This window comes from Tessaracoccus coleopterorum (assembly GCF_011174705.1).
GTDB lineage: Bacteria > Actinomycetota > Actinomycetes > Propionibacteriales > Propionibacteriaceae > Arachnia > Arachnia coleopterorum.
On sequence record NZ_JAANIJ010000001.1, the window covers coordinates 3,343,827 to 3,365,923 of the forward strand.

Sequence of the window (22,097 nt, forward strand, 5' to 3'; positions counted from 1 at the left end):
CACCGGCTTGGAGGAACAGTTGTCAGCTTCGTTCGTGCACCTGCACACCCACACCGAGTTCTCCATGTTGGACGGGCGGCGCGGATCAAGGACCTGTTCCAGGGCGCCGAGAAGATGGAGATGCCCGCGCTGGCCATCACCGACCACGGCAACCTGTACGGCGCCTACGAGTTCTACAAGGCCAGCAAGAGCTTCAACGTCAAGCCCATCATCGGGCTCGAGGCCTATCTCACCCCCGCACCCACCGGTCCGAGCGCAAGCGCGTGCAGTTCGGCGACGGCACCGGCGACGACGTCGCGTCGAAGGGCGCCTACACGCACATGACGATGTGGGCCGCCAACCCCGAGGGCATGCACAACCTGTTCCGGCTCAGCACCCGCTCCTCGCTGGAGGGCTTCTTCTACAAGCCGCGGGCCGACCGTGAGCTGCTGAACCTGTACGGCAAGGGCCTGATCGCCACCACGGGCTGCCCCTCCGGCGAGGTGCAGACCTTCCTCCGGCTCGGCCAGTACGACAACGCCATCGCCGCGGCCGCCGAATTCCGCGACATCTTCGGCGACGGCAACTTCTACGTCGAACTGATGGACCACGGCCTCGACATCGAGACCCGCATCCGCCAGGATCTCCTCAAGCTGGCCAGGGACCTGAACCTGCCGCTGGTGGCCTCCAACGACCTGCACTACGTCCACGCCGAGGACGCTGACTCCCACGACACGCTGCTCTGCGTCTCCTCCGGGTCGCGCAAGGCGCAGACCGACCGGTTCAAATTCGACGGCAACGGTTACTACCTGAAGTCACCCGAGGAGATGCGCCACCTGTTCCGGGCCCTGCCCGAGGCGTGCGACAACACCCTCGCGATCGCCGAGCGCGTCGAGACCGTCTTCGACGAGGGAACCGGCACCTACATGCCGCGCTTCGACGTGCCGGCCGGGAGACCGAGGACAGCTGGTTCCGCAGGGAGGTCGAGCGCGGCCTCGACTACCGCTACCCCGACGGCTATGGCCAGGACGTGCGCGACCGCGCCGAGTTCGAGATGGGCATCATCGTCCAGATGGGGTTCTCCGGCTACTTCCTCGTCGTCGCGGACTTCATCAACTGGGCCAAGCACAACGGGGTCCGGGTCGGCCCCGGCCGCGGCTCGGGCGCCGGCTCGATGTGCGCCTACGCGATGCGCATCACCGACCTCGACCCCTCGAGCACGGCCTGATCTTCGAGCGCTTCCTCAACCCGGAGCGCGTCTCCATGCCCGACTTCGACATCGACTTCGACGACCGTCGCCGCGGCGAGGTGATCAACTACGTCACCGAGAAGTACGGCTCCGAGTACGTCGCCCAGATCATCACCTACGGCTCCATCAAGGCGAAGGCCGCCGTGAAGGACTCGGCCCGCGTGCTCGACATGCCGTTCGCCATCGGTGAGCAGATCTCCAAGGCGATGCCCGCGGACGTGATGGGCAAGGGCGTCCCCTGAGCGACCTGTTCAACGAGGAGCACAAGCGCTACGCCGAAGGCGCCGAGTTCCGCGAGCTGTACCAGTCGTCACCCGACGTGCGCACCGTGGTCGACACCGCGAAGGGCATCGAGGGCCTGAAGCGGCAGTGGGGCGTGCACGCAGCGGGCGTCATCATGAGCCGGGCGCCGCTGATCGACATCGTGCCACTGATGAAGCGCGAGGCCGACGGCGCCATCATCACCCAGTTCGACTACCCGGGTGCGAGAGCCTCGGGCTCATCAAGATGGACTTCCTGGGCCTCAGGAACCTCACCGTGATCGCCGACGCGCTCGCCAACATCAAGCTGAACCGCGGCGTCGAGGTCGAGCTCGAGACCCTCACCCTCGACGATCCGTTGACCTTCGAACTGCTGCAGCGCGGCGACACCCTCGGCGTCTTCCAGCTCGACGGCGGGCCCATGCGGGCGCTGCTGCGTTCCATGCAGCCCGACTGCTTCGACGACATCTCCGCCGTCGGTGCCCTCTACCGGCCCGGCCCGATGGGCGCCGACTCGCACAACAAATACGCGCGCCGCAAGACGGGCCGCGAGCCCGTCGAGCCGATCCACCCCGACCTGGCGGAGGCCCTCGAACCGATCCTCGGCGAGACCTACGGCCTGATCGTCTACCAGGAGCAGGTGATGGCGATCGCCCAGCAGCTGGCCGGCTACACCCTCGGCGGCGCAGACATGCTCCGCCGCGCAATGGGCAAGAAGAAGAAGTCCGAGCTGGACGCCCAGTACGCCGTCTTCTCCGGAGGCATGCTCGAGCGCGGGTACTCCAAGGCATCCATCCAGACGCTGTGGGACATCCTGCTCCCGTTCTCCGACTACGCCTTCAACAAGGCGCACTCCGCCGCGTACGGCGTCGTGTCCTACTGGACGGCGTGGCTGAAGGCCAACTATCCCGTCGAGTACATGGCGGCCCTCCTGCAGTCGGTGCGGGACGACAAGGACAAGTCGGCCCTCTATCTCGCCGAGTGCAGGCACATGGGCATCGAGGTCCTCCCGCCCGACGTCAACTCCTCCGAGGTGATGTTCACCCCTGTCGGCCAGCACATCCGCTTCGGGATGGGCGCCGTGCGTAACGTCGGAGACAAGGTCGTCACGGCCTGGATAGAGGAGCGCAGCAGGGTCGGGCGCGCCACCGACTTCTACGACTTCCTCGACAAGGCCCCGCTTCTGATGTGCAACAAGCGCGTCATCGAGTCGCTGATCAAGTCGGGTGCCTTCGACGAGCTCGGCCACACCAGGCGGGCCCTGATGGGGATCTTCGAGACGGCCGTCGACTCGATCATCGACCTCAAGCGCAACGCCGAGAACGGCCAGGACGGCTTCGACTTCGGTTTCGAGACGGAGACCGACGCCGACGAGGACGCCTCCCCGCACGCCCAGGTGCCCGACGTCGAGGAGTGGGACCGCCGCACCAAGCTCGCCTTCGAACGCGAGATGCTCGGCCTGTACGTCTCCGACCATCCGCTCAACGGCCTGGAGCACGTGCTGCAGGCGGGCGGCGACCGGTCGATCGCCTCGGCGGTCGCCGAGGACGGCTACCGCGGCCCCGCGAAGCTCTGTGGCCTCATCACCTCCGTCAACCGCCGCGTCAACAAGGCGGGCAACATCTGGGCCCAGGTGGTGCTGGAGGACCTCACCAACTCCATCGAGGTGACGGTGTTCCCGCGCGTCTACGACCAGGTGGCCCAGCACCTCGCGCCCGACACGATCGTCTCGGTCGACGGGATCGTCGAGTCGGGTGAGGACCGCGGCCGCGTGCGCGCGCAGGGCGTGACGGTGCCGCACATGAGCGCCGAGGGCAACACCGGGCCGCTGGCCATCAACCTGCCCGCAGTGCGCTGCACCCCGGGCGTGGTCGGCGAGCTGAAGCGCATCCTCGCGCAGTACCCCGGCTCGGCCGAGGTGCACCTGAACCTCCGCACCGGCGAGCAGGTCAAGACGTTCCGCCTCGGCGACGGGTTCCGCGTCGGGCTGACCTCCGCCCTGTTCGCCGACCTCAAGGCCGTCCTCGGCCCGCGTCCGTCGGCCTCGAGCGGGAGTCGCTGTGAGTGAGCCGGCGCTCGCGCCCGCGCCGTCCGGGCAACTGGCCACGCTGTGGGGAGGACCCCGTGGAAGGTGGTCGTGTTCACCGCGGGCTCGGTGCTGCTCGGCGCCGTCGGCGGCCTCATCTGGGCGTTGACGACCACCCCGCCGTCCTACCTGATCCGCGAGGACCTCTCCGCCACCATGTCGGAGCTCAACCTGGCCGACATCGTGGCCGCCGACGTCAACTTCACCATCATCACCGGCGTGATCGGCCTCCTGATCGGTGTCGCCGGATGGCTCGTCCTGCACCGCGCGGGCTGGGTGGTGACGCTGATTCCCGCGCTGGCGGCCCTGCTCGCATCCCTGATGGCCTGGCGGATGGGCGTCGTGATCGGGTATCCGGGTTCGAGGAGCGGCTCGCCGCCGCCGCGGCGGGAGACCTGGTGCAGGTCGACCTCCAGTTGCGCGCGCTCTCCGCGCTCATCGTCGGCCCCTTCGCCGCTGTCACCCCCATCATGCTGCTGTCGGCCTTCTGGCCGGAGCCACGCAGTGAGCAGGTGGAAGGGGACCCCGTCCCCACCTACTAGAATCGGTTCTCGTGCTCCGAACTCTAGATTTCACGGGCGTCGACGGCTCCTACCGGACGCGGCTGCCCCGCGGCCGGTTCGACGTGGACGCCGCCCTCGACGTCGTCCGCCCCATCGTGGCCGATGTGGCCCATCGCGGCGAGGCCGCCATCCTGGAGTACTCGGAGCGGTTCGACGGGTCGCCCCGGCCTCGATCCGGGTGCCGGCCGAGGAACTGCGCAGGGCCGCGGACGCGCTCGACCCCGAACTTGCGGAGGCCTTCGCCGAGTCGATCCGCAGGCGCCGCGCGGTGGCCTCGGAACTGGAGGTCGACACCGACCCGGCGCCGACCAGGCTCGCGGACGGTGCCCACGTGGCGCTGCGCAACGTGCCCGTCGACCGGGTGGGGCTGTACGTGCCCGGCGGGCTCGCCCCGCTCGCCTCGAGCGTCATCATGAACGTCATCCCGGCGCAGGTGGCCGGCGTCGCCTCGATCGCTGTCGCCTCCCCGCCGCAGCGCGGCTTCGGCGGGCTGCCGCACCCCAACATCCTGGCGCTCTGCCACCTGCTCGGCGTCGACGAGGTCTACGCCGTCGGCGGCGCCCAGGCCATCGCCATGTTCGCCTACGGGGTCGACGGAGGCTGCGAGCCCGTCTCGCTGGTCACCGGCCCGGGCAACATCTATGTGGTCGCGGCCAAGCGGCTCGTGCGCGGCATCGTCGGGATCGACTCGGAGGCCGGGCCCACCGAGATCGCCGTCGTCGCCGACGACTCTGCCGACCCCGCCTTCGTGGCCGCCGACCTGATCTCCCAGGCCGAGCACGACCCGCTGGCCGCCTCCGTCCTGATCACCGACTCGGCCGACCTCGCCGACCGGGTGCGGGCCGAGGTCGAGCGCCAGGTGGCCGAAGCCCCGCACGCCGAGCGGATCCGCACCGCGCTGGGTGGCGACCAGTCCGCGGTCGTCCTCGTGCGAGACATCGACCAGGCGGTCAAGGTGGCCGACGCCTACGCCGCGGAGCACCTCGAGATCCAGACCCGTGACGCGGCCGCCGTCGCGGCCCGGATCCGAAACGCGGGCGCCATCTTCGTCGGCGACTACTCGCCTGTCTCGGTCGGCGACTATTCCGCCGGGTCGACCCACGTGCTGCCGACGGCTGGGGCGGGCAGCCACTCCTCGGGGCTGACCGTGCGCTCCTTCGTGCGCACCGTCCACGTGATCTCCTACGACGAGCAGGGCCTGATGGCCATCGCCGACGGCGTCGAGCGGTTCGCGTTGGCCGAGGACCTGCCTGGGCACGCCGCCGCCGTGACCGTCAGGAGGAGGGCATGATCCGCCTGTCCGATCTGCCGCTGCGCGCCGACCTCGTGGGGGAGGAGCCCTACGGGCGCCGCAACTCGACGTGCCGGTCGTCCTCAACGTCAACGAGAACCCCTATCCCCCTCGCCCGCGATCCGGCACGAGATGGCCGCCGCCATCGTCTCGACGGCGGGCGGCCTCAACCGTTACCCGGACCGCGAGGCACTCGGGCTCCGCGCCGACCTCGCCACCTACCTCGGCCATGGCCTCACAGCCGACAACGTGTGGGCCGCCAACGGCTCCAACGAGGTGATGTCGCACCTGCTGACCGCCTTCGGCGGGCCGGGCCGCACCGTGCTCACGTTCACGCCCACCTACTCCATGTACCCGGAGTACGCGCGCAACACCTGCACGAACTACGTGACGGTTCCGCGCCACGACGACTACACGCTCGACGCTGACCTGATCCTTGCCGCCATCGGACGCCACGACCCGACACTGGTGCTCATCACCACCCCGAACAACCCGACCGGGACCTCCGTCGACCTCGCCACGGTCGAGGCCGTCGCGGCCGGCACCGACGCCCTGATCGTCGTGGACGAGGCCTACCAGGAGTTCTCCAGCCGGCCGAGCGCCCTCGAACTCCTCGACCGGTACCCGCGGCTCATCGTGTCGCGCACCATGTCGAAGGCCTTTGCGCTGGCCGGCGGACGGCTGGGCTACCTGGCCGCCGCGCCCGCGATCGTCGACGCGTGCCGCATCGTCCGCCTGCCCTACCACCTCAGCGCCCAGACCCAGGCGATCGCCCGGGTGGCGCTCGCGCACGCCGACGAACTGTTGGCCCAGGTCCGATCGCTGGCGGCCGAGGCGAGGGGCTTCGAGGCATGGGCCCGCGGCCGCGGCTATGACGTGGTCGACTCCGAGGCCAACTTCTCGCTGATCGGGCGGTTCCCCGACAGGCACCGCGTCTGGCAGGATCTACTGGACCGGGGATCCTGATCCGGGAGACCGGGCCCGCCGGCTACCTGCGGGTCTCGGCGGGAACCCCGGACGAGATGGCACTCCTGCGCGCCGCCCTCGACGAGCTCTCACCCACCCTGGAAGGGAACGCCCCATGAGTCGCACAGCCACCGTCAGCCGCTCCACGAGCGAGTCGACGATCACCGTCACACTCGACCTGGACGGCACCGGCACCTCCGACATCTCCACCGGGGTCGGGTTCTACGATCACATGCTGACGGCGCTGTCGAAGCACTCGCTGATCGACCTGACGGTCAAGGCCGAGGGCGACCTCCACATCGACGGCCATCACACCGTCGAGGACACCATGATCTGCATCGGGCAGGCGCTGAAGCAGGCGCTCGGCGACAAGTCGGGCATCCGCCGCTACGGGCACGCCGTCGTACCGCTCGACGAGGCCGTCGCCGATGTGGTCGTCGACGTCGCAGGTCGCCCCTACGCCACCTGCAAGGGCGAGCCCGAGGGCCAGCCCTACGCGCTGATCGGCGGCAGCGGTGTGCCCTACGCCGGATCCATGACCTACCACCTCTTCGAGGCGCTGGCCCTCAACGCGGGACTGTGCCTGCACCTCACGCTGCTGTCGGGCCGCGACCCGCACCACATCGTCGAGGCAGAGTTCAAGGCGCTGGCCCGCGCGCTGCGCGAGGCCGTCGAGGTCGATCCCCGGCAGCCCGGGATTCCCAGCACCAAGGGCGCGCTCTGAACCGCCGCATCGGCCTCCTCGACTACGGATCGGGCAACCTCCACTCGGCCGCCCGGGCGTTCGCCGACGCCGGCGCGGACGTGGTCGTGACCTCCGACCCGGCCGAACTCCGCAGGCAGGACGGGCTCGTGGTGCCCGGGTCGGCGCCTTCGCGGCATGCATGGCCGGCCTTACCCGGGCCGGGGGAGTCGAGCTGATCCGCGACTGGGCTGCCGCGCAACGTCCCCTCATCGGCATCTGCGTCGGCCACCAGATCCTGTTCGAGACGGGCACCGAGCACGGTGTCGCCACCCGGGCGTGGGCCTCCTCGCCGGCGGGGTGGTCGGACTCGACACCCCCGGCTCCCGCACATGGGCTGGAACACGGTCGAGGCGCCAGCGGGTCGCGGCTGTTCGCAGGCCTCGCGGGGGAGCGCTTCTACTTCGTGCACAGCTACGCCGCCACGGCGGCACCCTCCGGCGCGGCCACGGCCACCGCCGAACATGAGGGCAGGCGCTTCGTCGCCGCGGTGGAGCGGGGCAACCTCGCCTCCACCCAGTTCCACCCGAGAAATCGGGGGCCGCCGGGGCGCGACTCATCGCGAACTGGCTCGAAACCGTTGGATGACCTGTCGGATAGGGTGTGGCGTCGTGGAAACTTTGCAGTTGTTGCCTGCGGTCGATGTGCAGGGCGGACAGGCCGTCCAGCTCGTACAAGGCATCGCCGGGACCCAGAAGGAGTTCGGCGACCCCCTGGAGGCGGCGCTGCGCTGGCAGGAGGGCGGCGCCTCGTGGCTGCACCTCGTCGACCTCGACGCCGCGTTCGGCCGAGGCTCCAACGCCGACCTGCTGCGCGACATCGTGGGCCGGTTGGACATGGACGTGGAACTCTCCGGAGGCATCCGTGGCGAGGAGAGCCTCACCCGCGCCCTCTCGACGGGGCCCGCCGCGTCAACATCGGCACGGCCGCGCTCGAGAACCCGCAGTGGTGCGACGACGTCGTGTCCCGCTACGGCGACCGTGTCGCCATCGGCCTCGACGTGCGGGGCGAGAACCTCGCCGCCCGCGGCTGGACCACTGAGGGCGGCCCTGGGTTGAGACCCTCGACCGGCTGGTCGCGGCCGGCTGCGAGCGTTTCGTCGTCACCGACGTCAACGCCGACGGCATGCTCACCGGCCCCAACGTCGACCTGCTGAGGGCCGTGGCCGAGCGCAGCGGCAGGAAGGTGATCGCCTCCGGCGGCATCGCCACGCTGGACAACCTGCGCGATCTCCGCGCCCTCGTCCCGCACGGCATCGAGGGGCCATCATCGGCACCGCCCTCTATGTCGGCCGGTTCACGATCGAGGAGGCCCTCCTGGTCGCCGAAGGGGAGCGGTGATGGTGCGGCCACCGGCCAGCACGTTCGGCGACCGCGCCGGCCTGACCGTCCATGTGCCCCGCTGCTGGACGGGCGCATCTGCGATCTGCTCGCAGGCAGGAAGATCGTGATGACCGGTGTCACCGGCTTCATCGGCGAGCAGATCCTGTGGAAGGTGCTCACCGAGTGCCCCGACACCACGACCGGGGTGCTGGTCCGCCGCAAGGGCTCCGTCACGGCGGAGCAGCGCGTGGCGAGCCTGCTGAAGAAGAAGATCTTCGCCGACCTCGTGCGTGACGCGGGCGGCGTCGAACAGCTGATGGCTTCGCGGGTCCAGGTCATCGAGGGCGACCTGCCCCAGGTGCCCGACCTTCCCCGCGACCTGGACGTCCTCCTGCACTGCGCGGGCGACGTGTCGTTCGACCCTCCCATCGACCAGGCGTTCCAGACGAACGTGGTCGGTACGAAGGCGCTGCTGACGAAGCTGCGCGAGGCGTGCTCCGACGAGGACGGCAATCTCGTCCGGATTCCGCACTACCTGCACGTCTCGACCGCCTACACGGCGGGTCGGCGCAGGGCGCGATCCCGGAGGCGGCCCACGTCCACGACATCGACTACGAGGCCGAGACCCGCGCCGCGCTCGCCATGAAGGAGCACGTCGAGGCGCGCTCCCGCAGCTCCGAGCAGCTGACCATCCTGCGGCGGGAGGCCGAGGCCCTGCACCGCCAGGCCGGCTACCTCACCACCTCCGAGGACACCGAGCGGCGCCGCCAGGAGTGGGTCAAGCAGGAACTGGTCGCGGCTGGCACCGAGCGGGCCCGTTCGCTCGGCTGGACCGACGTCTACACCTTCGCGAAGGCTCTCGCCGAGCGTGTCGTGGTCGACCTCGGCGGCGACTTCCGCACCTCGATCGTCCGGCCCGCCATCGTCGAGTCGTCCCTGATCCATCCCTACCCCGGGTGGATCGAGGGGTTCAAGATGGCCGACCCCATCATCCTCGCCTACGGCCGCGGGCAGCTGCCCGAGTTCCCGGCCTCACCGGACGCGGTGATCGACATCATCCCGTGCGACTTCGTCGTCAACGCCATCGTCGCAGTCTGCGCAACGGAGCCCGAGGTGGGCAGCACCGAGTACTACCACTGCAGCTCGGGTGCCAGGAACCCGCTGACCTTCCGCGGGGTCTACGAGCACGTCCGTAACTACTTCAGCGACCACCCCTACACCTCAGGGCAGGGCTCGACGCAGCTGGCCACCTGGAACTTCCCGGGTGCGGAGCCGATCGAATGGTTCCTGAAGGTCGCAGACAAGGGTGTCAAGGTCGGAAACGCGGTGCTGAGCTTCGCGCCCCGCGGCAAGAAGACGAGGCAGCTGGCCTCATCCCTGGACAAGACGCGCAAACAGCTCGACTTCCTCGGCAAGTACCTGACCCTCTACGGCGAGTACCTGCAGTCCGAGCTCCACTTCGTCGACGACTGCACGCTCGCCCTCCACAACTCGCTGCACGGGGACGACCGGGAGCGGTTCGGCTTCGACTCGGCCAGCTTCGACTGGACCCACTACATGGAGGAGGTCCACATCCCGGCCATCACCGACCCGGTGCGGCGCCTCGAGGCCGCCCGGAAGCGTCGCCAGGGCCGCTCGACGACGTTCCGCGACCTGAAGCCCGCCGAGCCGGGCACCGTGCTGGCCGCCTTCGACCTCGACGGCACCGTGATGGCAACCAACGTGGTGGAGACCTACCTGTGGGCCCGGCTGCCCGAGCTGTCGCCGTTGCGGCGGGTCGGGGAGGTCGCGAGCCTCGCCCTGCAACTGCCCTGTACCTCGGGCCGAGCGACGTGACCGCGGCGTGTTCCTGCGCTCCATCTACCGCCGCTACGCGGGCGCCGACCTCGCGGCCCTCGAGGAGTATGTCGACGAGAAGCTGTCGCCGCTGATCCTCGACCGGATGTCGCCCGATGCCATCCGCCGCATCCGCCAACACCGCGACGCGGGCCACACGACCATCCTCATGACGGGCGTGATCCGGCCGCTGACCCGGCCCTTCGAGGGCTCTTCGACACCGTCGTCGCCGCGGAACTCGCGACCGACGACAACGGCGTCTGCACCGGGTTCCTGAGCGGCCCGCCCATGGTGGGGGAGTCGCGCTCCGCCTGGCTCCACCACTACGCCAAGCTGCACGGCATCGATCTGGCCAACTCGTTCGGCTACGCCGACAGCCATGTCGACCTTCCCATGCTCAACGCGGTGGGCAACCCGGTCGCGGTCAGCCCCGACATCGGCCTCATGCGGGCCGCCAAGTCGAAGGGCTGGTCGATCGTCGAATGGCCGGAGATGTCCCCGCTACCCCGTCTGAAGATGTCGTGAACGGAAAGGACCACTGATGACTCGTCCCGGGTTCGTGCTGGAGGTCGACGATAGGACCCCGCACCTCATGACGATGTCAGGCGCCGAGCTTCGGCTCGAGCGCTTCGGCATCGGCACCCAGGTGGTCTACACCGCCGACGCCGTCGGGTCGTCCGACCCGGTCGGCCTCATCGACGCCGCGGTCGGCGCCCCGATCGGCTCGGCGCCGTTGGCCGACCTGCTGCGGCCGGACACGAAGCTGACGCTCGTGATCGTCGACGCCGACGCGCCGCTTCCGCGTCCCCACTTCGACCCGCGCCGTACCCTCACCGAGCGCGTGCTCGAGCTCGCCGCCCGTGGCGGGGTCGACGATGTCGAACTCGTGGTCGCCAACGGACTCAAGCAACGCTGGTCGATCCAGCAGGTGACCCGTGTGCTCGGCGACCGGATCGCCACCTCGTTCCTGCCCGACGGGCTCATCACCAGCCACGACGTGACAAGCCCCGACCTCGTCACCATCGGCCAGGTCGACGGCACCCCGTCCGCCTCAACAGGCGGGTCGCCGATTCCGACCTGGTGGTGGTGATCGGGCTCTGCGGAGACGCGTCCCGGCGCGACCCGCTCCTGCTCGGGCTGACCGACCTCGACACCCTGGACCGCGTCGGAGGAGTCGTGCCCGACACGGCCTTCGCCGACGGCGTCGGGGCGCTGATCGCCTCACGGGTGCAGAGCTTCGCGCTCTTCGCCGTCCTCGGTCAGCCGCTGCTCAGCCGCGGGTTGCGCTTCCTCTCGGCCCGAGAGTGGGAATGGAACCTCACCGACCGGCTCGCCTTCGCCGGCTCGCGTCAGATCATCGCGGGCCTCCCACGGCAGGGCGCCCAGTTGGTCAACGGAAACCCACGGGCCGACTACGCCGTGGTCGACGTCGTCGGCGGCGACTACACCTCCGTGCTCGCCGACTCCCGCGGCGTGTGGCAGGCCGCCAACGCCGTCGAGGTGAAGGGCTCGGCCGACGTGCTCGTCACCCCGGTGTGGGGTCCCTCCATCGACCCCGTCGACGCGATCGGCTCGCCGTTGGACGCCGCCCACCACGCGCTCGTCACCCGGGCAGGCAGCCATCTCGAGGCACCCCTCGCCCGCCCCGGCGGCGCGCTGATCGCGTTCCACCCCTGCGCAACCGCTTCTCCAACCGGCGCCAGTCGTCGGCGGCCGACTTCTTCGCGGGTGTGCTTCCCGCCACCACCGACCCGGCCGAGATCGCGCGGGCCCACCAGCCCTCCGCGGTCTCCGACGAGTGGTACCTCGACCTCTACCGCAAGAACTTCGCCGCGCACCCGCTGCGCACGTTCCAGCGCTGGTACGAGACGGCCCGAGCCATGGCCGAGTTCTCCGAGGTGATCTGGGTGGGCGGCGACCGCCGCTCGGCCGCTCTGCTCGGGCACCGGGCCGCCACCACCTACGCCGACGCCCTCGAGATCGCATCCGGGACCGTCGGGGTGCACCCGACGATCACGATGCTCCGCGGGCCCGGCCCGGCACTCGGCGACGTCCGATGAGCAGGGAACTCCCGTCCTGGGCCCAGTCCAGGCGCCGCAGGCGCAGGCCGCGGCTGACCCTGCACACCGACCTCCTCGGGGGCCTGAAGGGTGCGCTCCGGCGCGGCAGGCCCGCGGGCAGCCCGCCGCGGCCGGTGGTCGGGCGCGAGCTGGGCTCCCGCGCCGAACGCCCCGGCAGGCACCTCACCCTGCGGCTGCTCTCCCTGCGCTTCGACATCGAACTGGTCGGTGACGACTCGCTGACCGGCCTGCGGCGGCCGTTCGTGCTCGCTGCCAACGAGCAGGGCGCCATCGACTACCAGCTGCTGCGGATGGCGCTGCCGTCGCGCCTGCGGCCGACCAACATCACGCCGTCGCGGTCGCTGGCCCGCGGCCACAACGTGGTGATCTTCACCGACGAGCCGCTGGCGGGCCGCCAGGTGGGCGAGTTCTCCGACGTCGCAGCCGGCATCGCCGGCCAGCACAACGTGGCGGTGGTCCCGGTCGGGCTCGTCGGCACCTTCAAGCTGAAGGAACTCCTGAAGCTCCCGCTGCGCGCCAGGCCGAAGGTGTCGATCCGGTTCGGCGCACCCCTGTACCCGCGGGGCCGCGGACTCGAGGAGTCGACCGCCGAGCTGCAGCGTCGCGTCGAGCAGTTGGTGCATGAGGGCGACCTCAGCTGGTGGGCCGTGGAACGGCGGCGCGCCGAGGGGCCTGCGGTCCCTGCGACCGACCCCGTCCCGCGCTGGCGACGCCTGTGGGACCAGGCCGCGCCCACCAGGGAAGCCCGCCCGCGGATCTGGCGGTGAGACTAGAGTGTCGGGCATGGAAGCCTATGTGGAGCCACACCTCAGGTGGAGACTCCTGACGGCAGACGACATGCCGGCGATCGAGGCCTTCCGGGCGCAACTCGAGGCGCTGGACAACTCCGTCCTCTCAGGGATGACGGCCACGATCGTCGACCGCGCGCTCGAACCGGCCGAGGGGCTCTCGGTGGGGGCTGGGACGACTACGACTCGCTGTGCGCGCTCGGCACGGCCTTCATCGGCGGGACAGATCCCCTGAGGGTCTACCTGCTCGGCGGCGTGCACCCCGTGCACCGGCACATGCTGGTCGGCACCGCCCTGTTGAAGTGGCAGGTCGCGCACGCGGAGGCATGGCGCGACCGGGAGCACCCGGGCCGGCCGCTCTGGCTCGGCTGCTACGCCGAGGTGGGCAGGCACGGGCTAGCGGGGGTGGCCGCGCGGCAGGGTTTCGAGCCGGAGCGCTACTACTACGACCTGCACCGCGACCTGACGCGCCCCTCAAGGTGCCGGAGGCCGACGGGATCACCATCGAGGCCTTCCGGCCCGACGATGCCGAGGCCGTGCGTGAGCTGCACAACCTGTGCTTCACGCCCTTCGGCGGGGCCGAGGTCAGCGCCGCGGAGTGGCACGCCCACCTCGAGGAGGCATCCTTCCGGCCCGGATGGTCGTTCGTGGCGCGCGACGGGGACCGGATCGTCGGCTACGAGATGAGCGTGCTCGAGGACGGCACAAGCATCGGCTGGACCGAGCGTTTCGGCGTGCACCCGGACCACCGCGGCAGGGGCATCTCGCTCGCGCTGCTCGGCAACTGCCTTGCCGCCATGCGCGACTCGGGTTGCACGGAGGCAGGCATCGGGATCGACACCCCGGACGGGCTCGCCCTCTCCCGCCTGAGTTCGGTGCTCGGCTACCGGCAGCGCGACGCGGTGGCGCTGCTGAGCAGGGTCGTGTGACGACCCGATAAGCTGGCCCGAGAGCAACGATCACATGAGAGATGAAGGTAGGACCGGATGAGCGGCCATTCCAAGTGGGCAACGACGAAGCACAAGAAGGCCGTCATTGACGCAAAGCGCGGCAAGCTCTTCGCCAAGCTGATCAAGAACGTGGAGGTGGCGGCCAGGCTCGGCGGCGGTGACCCCTCCGGAAACCCCACCCTGTACGACGCCATCCAGAAGGCGAAGAAGTCGTCTGTCCCGAACGACAACATCGACCGCGCGGTCAAGCGCGGCTCCGGCGCGGAGTCCGGCGGTGCCGACTACGAGACGATCATGTACGAGGCCTACGGCCCGGCGGGCGTCGCGATCCTCATCGAGTGCCTCACCGACAACCGCAACCGGTCGGCGTCCGACGTGCGCGTGGCGGTCACCCGCAACGGCGGCACCATGGCGGACGTCGGCTCGGTGCAGAGGCTGTTCTCCCGCAAGGGGATCGTCGTGGTGCCGAAGAAGCAGGCAACAGGTGAGCTGTCCGAGGACGCCCTGCTGGAGGCGGCCCTCGAGGCCGGCCTCGACGAGGTCGCCGACAACGGTGACGAGTTCGAGGCATACACCGACCCCAACGACCTCGTCGAGGTCCGCAAGGCCATCGAGGCCGCCGGCCTCGACTACGACTCCTCCGAGGTCGAGTTCGTCGCCTCCTTCGACCAGGCGGTCGACTCGGTCGACGTGGCGCAGAAGATCGCGCGCATCATCGACGCTCTCGAGGACTCCGACGACGTGCAGAACGTCTTCACCAACGCCGATCCGACTCCTGAGGTCACCCAGGCGCTCGAAGAAGAGGACTGACGGTTCCGCGATGCGCGTGATGGGGATCGACCCCGGCCTCACCCGCTGCGGTGTCGGTGTGGTCGACGGGACGGTCGGGAGGCCGCCCACGCTGGTGGCGGTGGGCGTGGTGCGCACCCCCGCCGGCGAGGACCTCGCCAGGCGCCTGCTGCTGCTGGAGGCCGGGCTCGAGGAATGGTTCGAGGAGCACCGGCCCGAGGCGGTCGGCATCGAACGCGTCTTCGCGCAGCACAACCTCAACTCCGTGATGGACACCGCCCAGGCTTCCGGGGTTGCGGCCCTGACCGCGGCCCGCAGGGGCCTTCCCGTCACGTTCCACACGCCGAGCGAGGTGAAGGCTGCCGTCACCGGTTCCGGCACCGCAGACAAGGCGCAGGTGGGGGCCATGATCACCCGGATCCTGCGGCTGACCTCCCCGCCACGGCCGGCCGACGCGGCGGACGCGCTCGCCATCGCCGTCACCCAGGTGTGGCGCGGGCGGGGACGAATCGATACGCCGCAGCGGTTGCGGCAGCCAAGGGGAAGCGATGATCGCACAACTCACCGGCACCGTGCTCAGCGCCGGCGCCACGTCCTGTGTGCTCGACGTCGGCGGCGTCGGGTTCCTGGCCCACGTCACGCCCTCGACGGCGGCGGCCCTGCGGCCGGGGGAGCCGACGACCCTGCACACCTCCATGGTCGTGCGGGAGGACTCCCTGACCCTGTTCGCGTTCTCCGGCGAGGCGGAGCGCGCCGCGTTCGAACTGGCGCAGACCGCCAGCGGCGTCGGGCCCAAGCTCGCGCTCGCGATCGTGTCGGTGCTGACCCCCGGCGAGTTCCGCAGGGCGGTCCAGGCCGAGGACCTCGCCCGGCTGTGCACCGTTCCCGGGATCGGGAACAAGGGCGCCCAGAAGCTCGTCATCGAGCTGAGGGACAAGGTGATCGTGCTGGCCGACGGTGCCGACGAGGCCCCCCGTCGGCCGCGGCGGCCGAGCGTGAGCTGTGGCGCGCGCAGGTGGCCGAGGGCCTGACAGGGCTCGGCTGGTCGGCGCGAGACGCCGACGCCGCAACGGACAACGTCGCGCACCTCGTCGAGGAGAACCCGGCCATCGGCGTCGGGCAGCTGCTCCGCGCCGCCCTCAACTCGCTGGCGAGGAAGTAGTGGAGCACTCCGAGGTCGATCCCAGCGCGCTCGTGGAGGAGCGCGACTACGAGGCCGCGCTGCGTCCGAAGCGGCTCTCCGAGTTCGATGGGCAGCCCCGGGTCCGCGAACAGCTGGGCCTGGTGCTCGACGCCGCGCTGCACCGCGGCACCGCGCCCGATCACGTCCTGCTGTCCGGCCCACCCGGTCTCGGCAAGACCACACTCGCCATGATCATCGCCGCCGAGCTCGGCACCGGACTGCGCATCTCGTCCGGGCCCGCCATCCAGCACGCGGGCGACCTCGCCGCCATCCTCAGCGGGCTCGACGAGGGCGACGTGCTGTTCCTCGACGAGATCCACCGCCTGGCCCGCCCCGCGGAGGAGATGCTCTACCTGGCGATGGAGGACTTCCGCGTCGACGTCATCGTGGGCAAGGGACCGGGTGCGACGGCAATCCCCATCGCGCTGCCCCCTTCACCCTCGTCGGCGCCACGACGCGGGCCGGCATGCTGCCGGGACCGTTGCGCGACCGGTTCGGCTTCACCGGCCAGCTCGACTTCTACGATCCGGGCGACCTCGCGGGCATTGTGAGGGCCTCGGCGGGCAAGCTCGGCATCCGGATCGACGCAGAGGCCGAGGGCGAGATCGCGCGCCGCTCGCGCGGCACCCCCGCATCGCGAACCGGCTGCTGCGCAGGGTGCGCGACTTCGCGCAGGTCAAGGGCACGAGACGGCGCACCGCGACGTCGCCCGCGCGGCCCTGGAGCTGTACGAGGTCGACGAACGGGGCCTCGACCGGCTCGACCGGTCCGTCCTCGACGCCCTCTGCCGCCTCTTCGACGGTGGCCCCGTCGGCCTCTCCACGCTCGCGCTCAGCGTCGGTGAGGAGATCGAGACGGTCTCCGAGGTGGCCGAGCCGTTCCTCATCCGCGAGGGCCTGCTGATCCGCACGCCGCGCGGGAGGGTCGCCACCAGGGCCGCCTACCGGCACCTCGGGCTCCGGCCGCCGGCCACCATGCCCGCGCTGTTCGACGAGGCCGACTGACGGCATTGCTGAACCCTCCAAGGCTCCGCTATTCTGAGCGGTGGCCCAGAACTCAAACCGGGAGTGAACCCCATGGAAATGATCCTGCTACTCGTCGCGATGTTCGCGATCATGTACTTCCTGATGATCCGTCCGCAGCAGAAGAAGATGAAGGAGGACATGCAGATGCGCTCGCAGCTCGCCGAGGGCGACCGCGTGCTCCTGACGTCCGGAATCTTCGGCACCATCGCCCACGTCGGCGAGCGTCAGATGATCATCGAGCTCGCCCCGGGCGTCGAGATCACCGTGCTCAAGGGCAATGTGGCGCGCCAGGTGCTGCCAGCCGATGAGGAGTTCGAGTTCACCGACGAGGTCGGGGCCGATGAGGCCGGTGACGCCGCCGACGCCGTCGATGCCGTGGATGCCGTCGATGCCGGTTCGGACGACCTGACCCGTGAGAACTTCGACAACATGTTCGACCCCGCGGCGACGTCGGGGCCACCGATGTGGTGGCCGACGAGACCTCAGAGCCGACCATCGAGCCGACCGCCGAGGGCACCACCTCCGGTTACCAGCCGTGGGAGCGCACCGAGGACACCCCGCCGACGACGATGAGCCCCGCTCGGGAGACAGCAAGTAACCGTGGCAAACACCGCCAAGCGGCGCCGCCCGGGCGTCGTCCTCACAGTATTTCTCCTGATCATCGCGGGTCTCTACGTGATCATGGCCGCAACCAACACGTGGACCCCGAAGCTGGGGCTCGACCTGCGCGGCGGCCAGACCATCACGTTGACCGCGACCAACAAGCAGGTGCCGGTCGAGTCGCTCGAACTCGCCCGCGACATCATCCAGCAGCGCGTCGACGGACTCGGGGTGGGCGAGGCCAGCGTCGCCACGCAGGGCGACCGCAACATCGTCGTGTCCGCCCCGAACGTGGCCCGCGACGACCTGGCCCAGCTGGTCGGCACCACGGCGCAGCTCGCCTTCCGCCCGTGCTCCAGGTGGCCCAGGGCTCCGGCGTGGAGCCGAGCGCGACGCCGTCACCCGACCCGAGCGCCTCGCCGCTCCCCGGGCTCCCGACGGCCGTGCCGACCCCGCAGCCCACCCCGACCGGGGGAGCTGCCGCTGATGACGACACGCTCCTGCCGATGGACAAGGTGCTCGCCTACGAGCCCACCGAGGCCGATCTCCAGGCGCTGAGCGACTTCACGTGTGGCGATGCCACCTCCAACCCCGCGGGCAGCTCCGTGATTGCGTGCGACGAGGAGGGTGTCTACAAGTACCTCCTCGGCCCCATCGCCATCCGCGGCCAGGACCTCGACACCGCCTCGTGGGGCATCCCGCAGGGCGACCTCGCCTACGCCGTGACGCTGTCGTTCAACTCGGAGGGCGCCTCGAGGCTCTCCGACCTGACCGGTGCGCTGGTCACCCAGACGCAGCCCCGCAACATGTTCGCCATCGTGCTCGACGGCACCGTCGAGTCGGCGGCCACCGCGCAGGACAAGATCGCCAACGGCGAGGCCGTCATCCGCGGCAACTTCAACGCCGAGTCCTCGGCGGCGCTCGCCAACGTGCTGAAGTTCGGCTCGCTGCCGCTCAGCTTCGAGCCGAGCCAGGTCGAGACCGTCTCCCCGACCCTGGGCGGTGAGCAGCTGCGCGTCGGCATCATCGCGGGCCTGATCGGACTCGCCGCCGTGGCCCTCTACTCGTTCCTCTACTACCGGGCCATGGGCGCGGTGGTGGTCGCCTCGCTCATCGTCGCGTTCGCCGCCACCTACGCCATGATGGTGCTGCTCGGATCCGTGTTCGGGTTCGCGCTGAACCTGCCCGGCATCGCCGGTGCGATCGTGGGTATCGCGGTGACGGCCGACTCGTTCATCATTTACTTCGAACGCATCAGGGACGAGATCCGGGAGGGCAAGTCGCTGAAGTCCGCGATCCAGTCCGGCTGGGAGAAGGCCCGCGGCACCATCGTCATCTCGGACGCCGTCTCGCTGCTCTCGGCGGTCGTGCTGTTCATCCTGGCCGTCGGTTCGGTGAAGGGCTTCGCGTTCACGCTCGGCCTCACAACCCTGCTCGACCTCGCCGTCGTGTTCTTCTTCACCAAGCCGCTCGTCGAGCTGCTCGGGCGGACCAAGTTCTTCGGTGAGGGCCACAAGGGATCCGGTCTCGACGCCACCCACATGGGTGTCACGGTGGAGTCCCTGCTCGGACGAAGGACCCGCCGCTCCACCCGTCCGACGATCGATCAGGAGGCCTGATGTCCGAGAAGAAGCTCAGCGTCGCCGAGCGGCTCTACACGGGGCAGCTCTCCTACGACTTCATGAAGAACCGCAAGAAGTGGTTCACCTTCTCCGCGGTGCTCATCGTCGCCACTCTCGCGGTGCTGTTCGGGAAGGGATTGACGCTCGGCATCGAGTTCGAGGGCGGCACCGACTTCCAGGCGCACATGACGATTGGTGCGAGCACCGTCGACGACGTGCGCTCGCACCTCAACGAACTCAGCGTCGACGACCTCGGGGCGCAGGTGTCCTCGCTCGGATCCGAGTCGATCCGCGTCCAGACGCGCTCGCTCACCCTGAAGAGATCACCACCACCCGCGCCGAGATCGCCCAGATCGCGGGCGTCGAGCCCGGGAGGTCACCTACAACTCCATCGGTGCCTCGTGGGGCAAGCAGATCTCGCAGAGCGCGGCCATCGCGCTCGTGGTGTTCATCGGGCTCGTGATGGTGCTGATCGCCGCCTACTTCCGCGACTGGAAGATGTCGGTGGCGGCCATCGTCGCCGTCTTCCACGACCTCATCGTCACGGTGGGCGTCTACGCGGCGGTCGGGTTCACCGTGACCCCTCGACCGTGATCGGCGTGCTGACGATCCTCGGCTACTCCCTCTACGACACCGTCGTGGTGTTCGACAAGATCCGGGAGAATGTCCGGGGTCTCGAGCACACCAACCGCACCTACTCGGAGCAGGCGAACCGCGCGGTCAACCAGGTGCTGGTCCGCTCGCTGAACACCACCGTCATCGGCGTGCTGCCGGTGCTCGCGTTGTTCATTGCGGGCACGGCGCTGCAGAGCGGCCCGCTTGCCGACCTCAGCCTCGCGTTGCTCGTCGGCATGATCGCGGGTGCCTACTCGTCGATCTTCATCGCGGCCCCCTGTTGGCGTGGATGCGTGAGCGGGAGCCGAAGATGGCCGAGCACCGCGAGCAGATCGAGCGCCGCAAGGCCCGTTCCGCGGCGAAGGCGGCACACCGCGAGTCGATCGCGGCCGTGGGGGCGCGGGTGACGTGGCCATCGACGTGGTGGACGCTCCGGCGTCGACCAGGCCGAGGCAGCAGCGCCGCACCAATGAGAGCCGCGCCGACCGGAAGAACAACCGGTGAGCGGGCAGGGAGCGGCCGACCTCATCGGTGGGCTGATCGTCGACGTGCCGGACTTCCCGAAGCCGGGAGTGGTGTTCAAGGACATCACCCCGCTGCTCGCCTCGCACGAGGGATTCCAGGCGACGGTCGATGCGCTCGTGGAGTCGGCCCCGGAGGGGATCGACGTGGTGGTCGGCATGGAGGCGCGCGGATTCATCTTCGCTGCCCCGTCGCGCTCGCGCTGGGGGCGGGCTTCGTCCCGTCAGGAAGCCGGGCAAGCTGCCCGGTGAGACCATCAGCCACTCGTTCGAACTCGAGTACGGCTCGGAGACCCTGACGATGCACCGGGACGCGATCCGTCCCGGGCGCGGGTCCTCGTCGTCGACGACGTCCTCGCCACCGGTGGGACGATCGGGGCCACCGCCGAGCTCCTGAAGAAGCTGGGCGCGGAACTGGTGCACGTCAGCGTCGTGATGGAGCTGAGCTTCCTCGACGGTCGTTCCCGGCTGTCCGAGGCCGGCATCGACAACTGCACGGCCCTGGTGACAGTCTGAGCTGATGGCCAAGCTGCAGTCGGGCGCGTCGAAGGGCGGCATCCTCTCGCTCGTGTCCATGCCGAGGATCGCGACGAGCCCGTTCAAGGAACTGGCCCGCCGCGGGACCCTCGCGCTCGGGCTGCTGTTCGTGACCACCATGCTGGTGTGGCTCGACCGTGGCGCCTACGTGGACAACACGGGTGGCGACGGCGTCTCCTTCGTCGACGCGCTGTACTACGCGACCGTCACGGTCACCACCACGGGCTACGGCGACATCACGCCGTTGGCCCAGCACGCGAGGCTCATCAACGCGCTCATCATCACGCCGCTCAGGATCACCTTCCTGGTCGTGCTGGTCGGCACCACCATCGAGGTGCTGGCCAACCAGGGCAGCCGCGCGCTCAAGGACTCGATCTGGAGGAGAAGGATGCGCAACCATGTGGTCGTCATCGGCTACGGCACCAAGGGCCGCAGCGCCGTCAACACCCTCCGCAGGCAGGGGGAGAAGCCGGACCGGATCGTCGTCATCGACGCAAACACCAGCGCGGTGAACGAGGCGAACTTCGACGGGTATGCCGCCTTCCAGGGCGACGCCACCCGACGCTCGCTGCTGCGGCGGGCCGAGGTGAGCAAGGCGCGGCAGGTGATCATCTCGCTCGACCGTGACGACGCGGCGATCCTGACCACGCTGACCGTCCGCCAGCTCAACCCGACGGCCGGGGTGATCGTGTCGGTGCGCGAGCACGAGAACGTGCCGCTGGTCAGGCAGTCCGGTGCCTCGTCCGTTGTCACCAGTTCGGAGACGGTGGGTCGCCTCCTCGGCCTGTCCGCGATCGGGCCGGAACTCGGCACCATCATGCAGGACATGCTCACCGGCGCCGAGGGGCTCGAGGTGCACCAGCGCCTCGCGACCGCGAACGAGGTCGGGCAACCGCCGTCGGCCGTCCAGGGTGAGCGGGTCATCGGCATCATCCGCAACGGGACGCTGCGGCGCTTCTACGACAAGTCGGCCACACGCATCGAGGTGGGTGACGATCTCATCGTGGTGCGTCGCGCGCAGCCGCCGTCGCCGCGGGACAAGGGACTGCTGCGCCCGCTGGACGACTGACCCGGTCAGGTCCCCACCACCTT

The 22,097-nt window shown here is 69.8% G+C and carries 18 protein-coding genes and 12 pseudogenes; all 30 read left to right on the forward strand.

The window, feature by feature from the left end:
* The first annotated feature begins 120 nt into the window (after window positions 1–120).
* The 30 genes and pseudogenes from G7085_RS35915 (at window position 121) to G7085_RS21535 (ending at window position 22,074) form a co-directional block, all read left to right on the forward strand.
* The gene (locus G7085_RS35915; RefSeq protein WP_408647151.1) at window positions 121–324 is read left to right on the forward strand and encodes a PHP domain-containing protein; all 204 of its coding nucleotides are present in this window, start codon (window positions 121–123) and stop codon (window positions 322–324) included.
* 26 nt (window positions 325–350) lie between these two features.
* Window positions 351–530: pseudogene (locus tag G7085_RS35920) on the forward strand (PHP domain-containing protein); the annotation flags it as partial.
* 308 nt (window positions 531–838) lie between these two features.
* A pseudogene (locus G7085_RS35925) lies at window positions 839–1,470 on the forward strand (hypothetical protein).
* A gap of 77 nt (window positions 1,471–1,547) precedes the next feature.
* Complete coding sequence (locus tag G7085_RS35930) at window positions 1,548–1,769, forward strand: hypothetical protein (protein WP_408647152.1); 222 nt, start codon at window positions 1,548–1,550, stop codon at window positions 1,767–1,769.
* Window positions 1,736–3,556: a DNA polymerase III subunit alpha gene (dnaE, locus tag G7085_RS35935; protein WP_408647153.1), complete on the forward strand. Its 1,821-nt coding sequence runs from the start codon at window positions 1,736–1,738 to the stop codon at window positions 3,554–3,556. Before G7085_RS35930 ends, dnaE begins: the two co-directional genes overlap by 34 nt.
* 266 nt (window positions 3,557–3,822) lie before the next feature.
* Window positions 3,823–4,116, forward strand: a complete 294-nt coding sequence (locus G7085_RS21435; protein ID WP_197512470.1) for a hypothetical protein — start codon at window positions 3,823–3,825, stop codon at window positions 4,114–4,116.
* Between the two features lie 11 nt (window positions 4,117–4,127).
* Window positions 4,128–5,428 (forward strand): annotated as a pseudogene (gene hisD / locus G7085_RS21440) (histidinol dehydrogenase).
* Window positions 5,425–6,513 (forward strand): annotated as a pseudogene (locus tag G7085_RS21445) (histidinol-phosphate transaminase). Before hisD ends, G7085_RS21445 begins: the two co-directional pseudogenes overlap by 4 nt.
* On the forward strand, window positions 6,510–7,118 hold the full coding sequence (gene hisB / locus G7085_RS21450; RefSeq protein ID WP_197512472.1) for an imidazoleglycerol-phosphate dehydratase HisB: 609 nt from the start codon (window positions 6,510–6,512) through the stop codon (window positions 7,116–7,118). Before G7085_RS21445 ends, hisB begins: the two are co-directional and overlap by 4 nt.
* Before the next feature lie 160 nt (window positions 7,119–7,278).
* Window positions 7,279–7,605: pseudogene (locus tag G7085_RS35940) on the forward strand (glutamine amidotransferase-related protein); the annotation flags it as partial.
* A 115-nt stretch (window positions 7,606–7,720) separates the two neighbouring features.
* Window positions 7,721–8,476, forward strand: a pseudogene (priA, locus tag G7085_RS21460) (bifunctional 1-(5-phosphoribosyl)-5-((5-phosphoribosylamino)methylideneamino)imidazole-4-carboxamide isomerase/phosphoribosylanthranilate isomerase PriA).
* Window positions 8,421–9,104, forward strand: a complete 684-nt coding sequence (locus tag G7085_RS28450; RefSeq protein WP_408647154.1) for an SDR family oxidoreductase — start codon at window positions 8,421–8,423, stop codon at window positions 9,102–9,104. The pseudogene priA and the gene G7085_RS28450 overlap by 56 nt, the downstream one beginning before the upstream one ends.
* Window positions 9,101–10,294, forward strand: a complete 1,194-nt coding sequence (locus tag G7085_RS28455) for an SDR family oxidoreductase (protein ID WP_231979784.1) — start codon at window positions 9,101–9,103, stop codon at window positions 10,292–10,294. Before G7085_RS28450 ends, G7085_RS28455 begins: the two co-directional genes overlap by 4 nt.
* 7 nt (window positions 10,295–10,301) lie before the next feature.
* Window positions 10,302–10,819 (forward strand): annotated as a pseudogene (locus G7085_RS28460) (HAD family hydrolase).
* A gap of 16 nt (window positions 10,820–10,835) precedes the next feature.
* Complete coding sequence (locus tag G7085_RS21470) at window positions 10,836–11,384, forward strand: lactate racemase domain-containing protein (RefSeq protein ID WP_197512474.1); 549 nt, start codon at window positions 10,836–10,838, stop codon at window positions 11,382–11,384.
* Entirely contained in the window at window positions 11,381–12,196 is an 816-nt protein-coding gene (locus G7085_RS21475; protein WP_197512476.1) for a hypothetical protein, read from the forward strand. Before G7085_RS21470 ends, G7085_RS21475 begins: the two co-directional genes overlap by 4 nt.
* Window positions 12,175–12,354: a hypothetical protein gene (locus G7085_RS21480; protein WP_197512478.1), complete on the forward strand. Its 180-nt coding sequence runs from the start codon at window positions 12,175–12,177 to the stop codon at window positions 12,352–12,354. Before G7085_RS21475 ends, G7085_RS21480 begins: the two co-directional genes overlap by 22 nt.
* Window positions 12,351–13,142 (forward strand): lysophospholipid acyltransferase family protein, encoded by a 792-nt coding sequence (locus G7085_RS21485; protein WP_197512480.1) that lies wholly within the window; start codon window positions 12,351–12,353, stop codon window positions 13,140–13,142. The genes G7085_RS21480 and G7085_RS21485 overlap by 4 nt, the downstream gene beginning before the upstream one ends.
* A 70-nt stretch (window positions 13,143–13,212) precedes the next feature.
* On the forward strand, window positions 13,213–13,398 hold the full coding sequence (locus tag G7085_RS21490; protein WP_197512482.1) for a hypothetical protein: 186 nt from the start codon (window positions 13,213–13,215) through the stop codon (window positions 13,396–13,398).
* Window positions 13,399–13,642: 244 nt separating this feature from the next.
* Complete coding sequence (locus G7085_RS21495; RefSeq protein WP_197512484.1) at window positions 13,643–14,092, forward strand: GNAT family N-acetyltransferase; 450 nt, start codon at window positions 13,643–13,645, stop codon at window positions 14,090–14,092.
* A 57-nt stretch (window positions 14,093–14,149) separates the two neighbouring features.
* Window positions 14,150–14,923, forward strand: coding sequence for a YebC/PmpR family DNA-binding transcriptional regulator (locus G7085_RS21500; protein WP_197512486.1), 774 nt, complete (start codon window positions 14,150–14,152; stop codon window positions 14,921–14,923).
* A gap of 19 nt (window positions 14,924–14,942) precedes the next feature.
* Window positions 14,943–15,335, forward strand: a pseudogene (locus G7085_RS28465) (crossover junction endodeoxyribonuclease RuvC); the annotation flags it as partial.
* A 115-nt stretch (window positions 15,336–15,450) separates the two neighbouring features.
* Window positions 15,451–16,064, forward strand: a pseudogene (gene ruvA, locus G7085_RS28470) (Holliday junction branch migration protein RuvA).
* A gap of 95 nt (window positions 16,065–16,159) precedes the next feature.
* Window positions 16,160–16,718, forward strand: a pseudogene (locus G7085_RS35945) (hypothetical protein); the annotation flags it as partial.
* A gap of 92 nt (window positions 16,719–16,810) precedes the next feature.
* Window positions 16,811–17,089, forward strand: coding sequence for a Holliday junction DNA helicase RuvB C-terminal domain-containing protein (locus G7085_RS35950; protein ID WP_408647237.1), 279 nt, complete (start codon window positions 16,811–16,813; stop codon window positions 17,087–17,089).
* A gap of 78 nt (window positions 17,090–17,167) precedes the next feature.
* On the forward strand, window positions 17,168–17,683 hold the full coding sequence (gene yajC, locus G7085_RS21515) for a preprotein translocase subunit YajC (protein ID WP_197512489.1): 516 nt from the start codon (window positions 17,168–17,170) through the stop codon (window positions 17,681–17,683).
* Window positions 17,684–17,791: 108 nt separating this feature from the next.
* Window positions 17,792–19,329 (forward strand): annotated as a pseudogene (secD, locus tag G7085_RS21520) (protein translocase subunit SecD).
* The gene (locus G7085_RS36530) at window positions 19,329–20,354 is read left to right on the forward strand and encodes a protein translocase subunit SecF (RefSeq protein ID WP_197512491.1); all 1,026 of its coding nucleotides are present in this window, start codon (window positions 19,329–19,331) and stop codon (window positions 20,352–20,354) included. The pseudogene secD and the gene G7085_RS36530 overlap by 1 nt, the downstream one beginning before the upstream one ends.
* A gap of 93 nt (window positions 20,355–20,447) precedes the next feature.
* A pseudogene (locus tag G7085_RS21530) lies at window positions 20,448–20,984 on the forward strand (adenine phosphoribosyltransferase).
* Between the two features lie 4 nt (window positions 20,985–20,988).
* Window positions 20,989–22,074: a potassium channel family protein gene (locus G7085_RS21535; protein WP_197512493.1), complete on the forward strand. Its 1,086-nt coding sequence runs from the start codon at window positions 20,989–20,991 to the stop codon at window positions 22,072–22,074.
* Window positions 22,075–22,097: the final 23 nt, after the last annotated feature.

Excerpts from the sequence above, each read along its gene's own strand:
- G7085_RS36530 (WP_197512491.1), top strand. The coding sequence starts at position 19,329 with ATGTCCGAGAAGAAGCTCAGCGTCGCCGAGCGGCTCTACACGGGGCAG.
- G7085_RS21490 (WP_197512482.1), top strand. The coding sequence starts at position 13,213 with ATGCCGGCGATCGAGGCCTTCCGGGCGCAACTCGAGGCGCTGGACAAC.
- G7085_RS21470 (WP_197512474.1), top strand. The coding sequence starts at position 10,836 with ATGACTCGTCCCGGGTTCGTGCTGGAGGTCGACGATAGGACCCCGCAC.
- hisB (WP_197512472.1), top strand. The coding sequence starts at position 6,510 with ATGAGTCGCACAGCCACCGTCAGCCGCTCCACGAGCGAGTCGACGATC.
- G7085_RS28455 (WP_231979784.1), top strand. The coding sequence starts at position 9,101 with ATGAAGGAGCACGTCGAGGCGCGCTCCCGCAGCTCCGAGCAGCTGACC.
- G7085_RS21485 (WP_197512480.1), top strand. The coding sequence starts at position 12,351 with ATGAGCAGGGAACTCCCGTCCTGGGCCCAGTCCAGGCGCCGCAGGCGC.
- G7085_RS21480 (WP_197512478.1), top strand. The coding sequence starts at position 12,175 with ATGGCCGAGTTCTCCGAGGTGATCTGGGTGGGCGGCGACCGCCGCTCG.
- G7085_RS35915 (WP_408647151.1), top strand. The coding sequence starts at position 121 with ATGCCCGCGCTGGCCATCACCGACCACGGCAACCTGTACGGCGCCTAC.
- G7085_RS21535 (WP_197512493.1), top strand. The coding sequence starts at position 20,989 with ATGGCCAAGCTGCAGTCGGGCGCGTCGAAGGGCGGCATCCTCTCGCTC.
- dnaE (WP_408647153.1), top strand. The coding sequence starts at position 1,736 with ATGGACTTCCTGGGCCTCAGGAACCTCACCGTGATCGCCGACGCGCTC.
- G7085_RS28450 (WP_408647154.1), top strand. The coding sequence starts at position 8,421 with ATGTCGGCCGGTTCACGATCGAGGAGGCCCTCCTGGTCGCCGAAGGGG.
- yajC (WP_197512489.1), top strand. The coding sequence starts at position 17,168 with ATGATCCTGCTACTCGTCGCGATGTTCGCGATCATGTACTTCCTGATG.
- G7085_RS21435 (WP_197512470.1), top strand. The coding sequence starts at position 3,823 with ATGGCTCGTCCTGCACCGCGCGGGCTGGGTGGTGACGCTGATTCCCGC.
- G7085_RS21500 (WP_197512486.1), top strand. The coding sequence starts at position 14,150 with ATGAGCGGCCATTCCAAGTGGGCAACGACGAAGCACAAGAAGGCCGTC.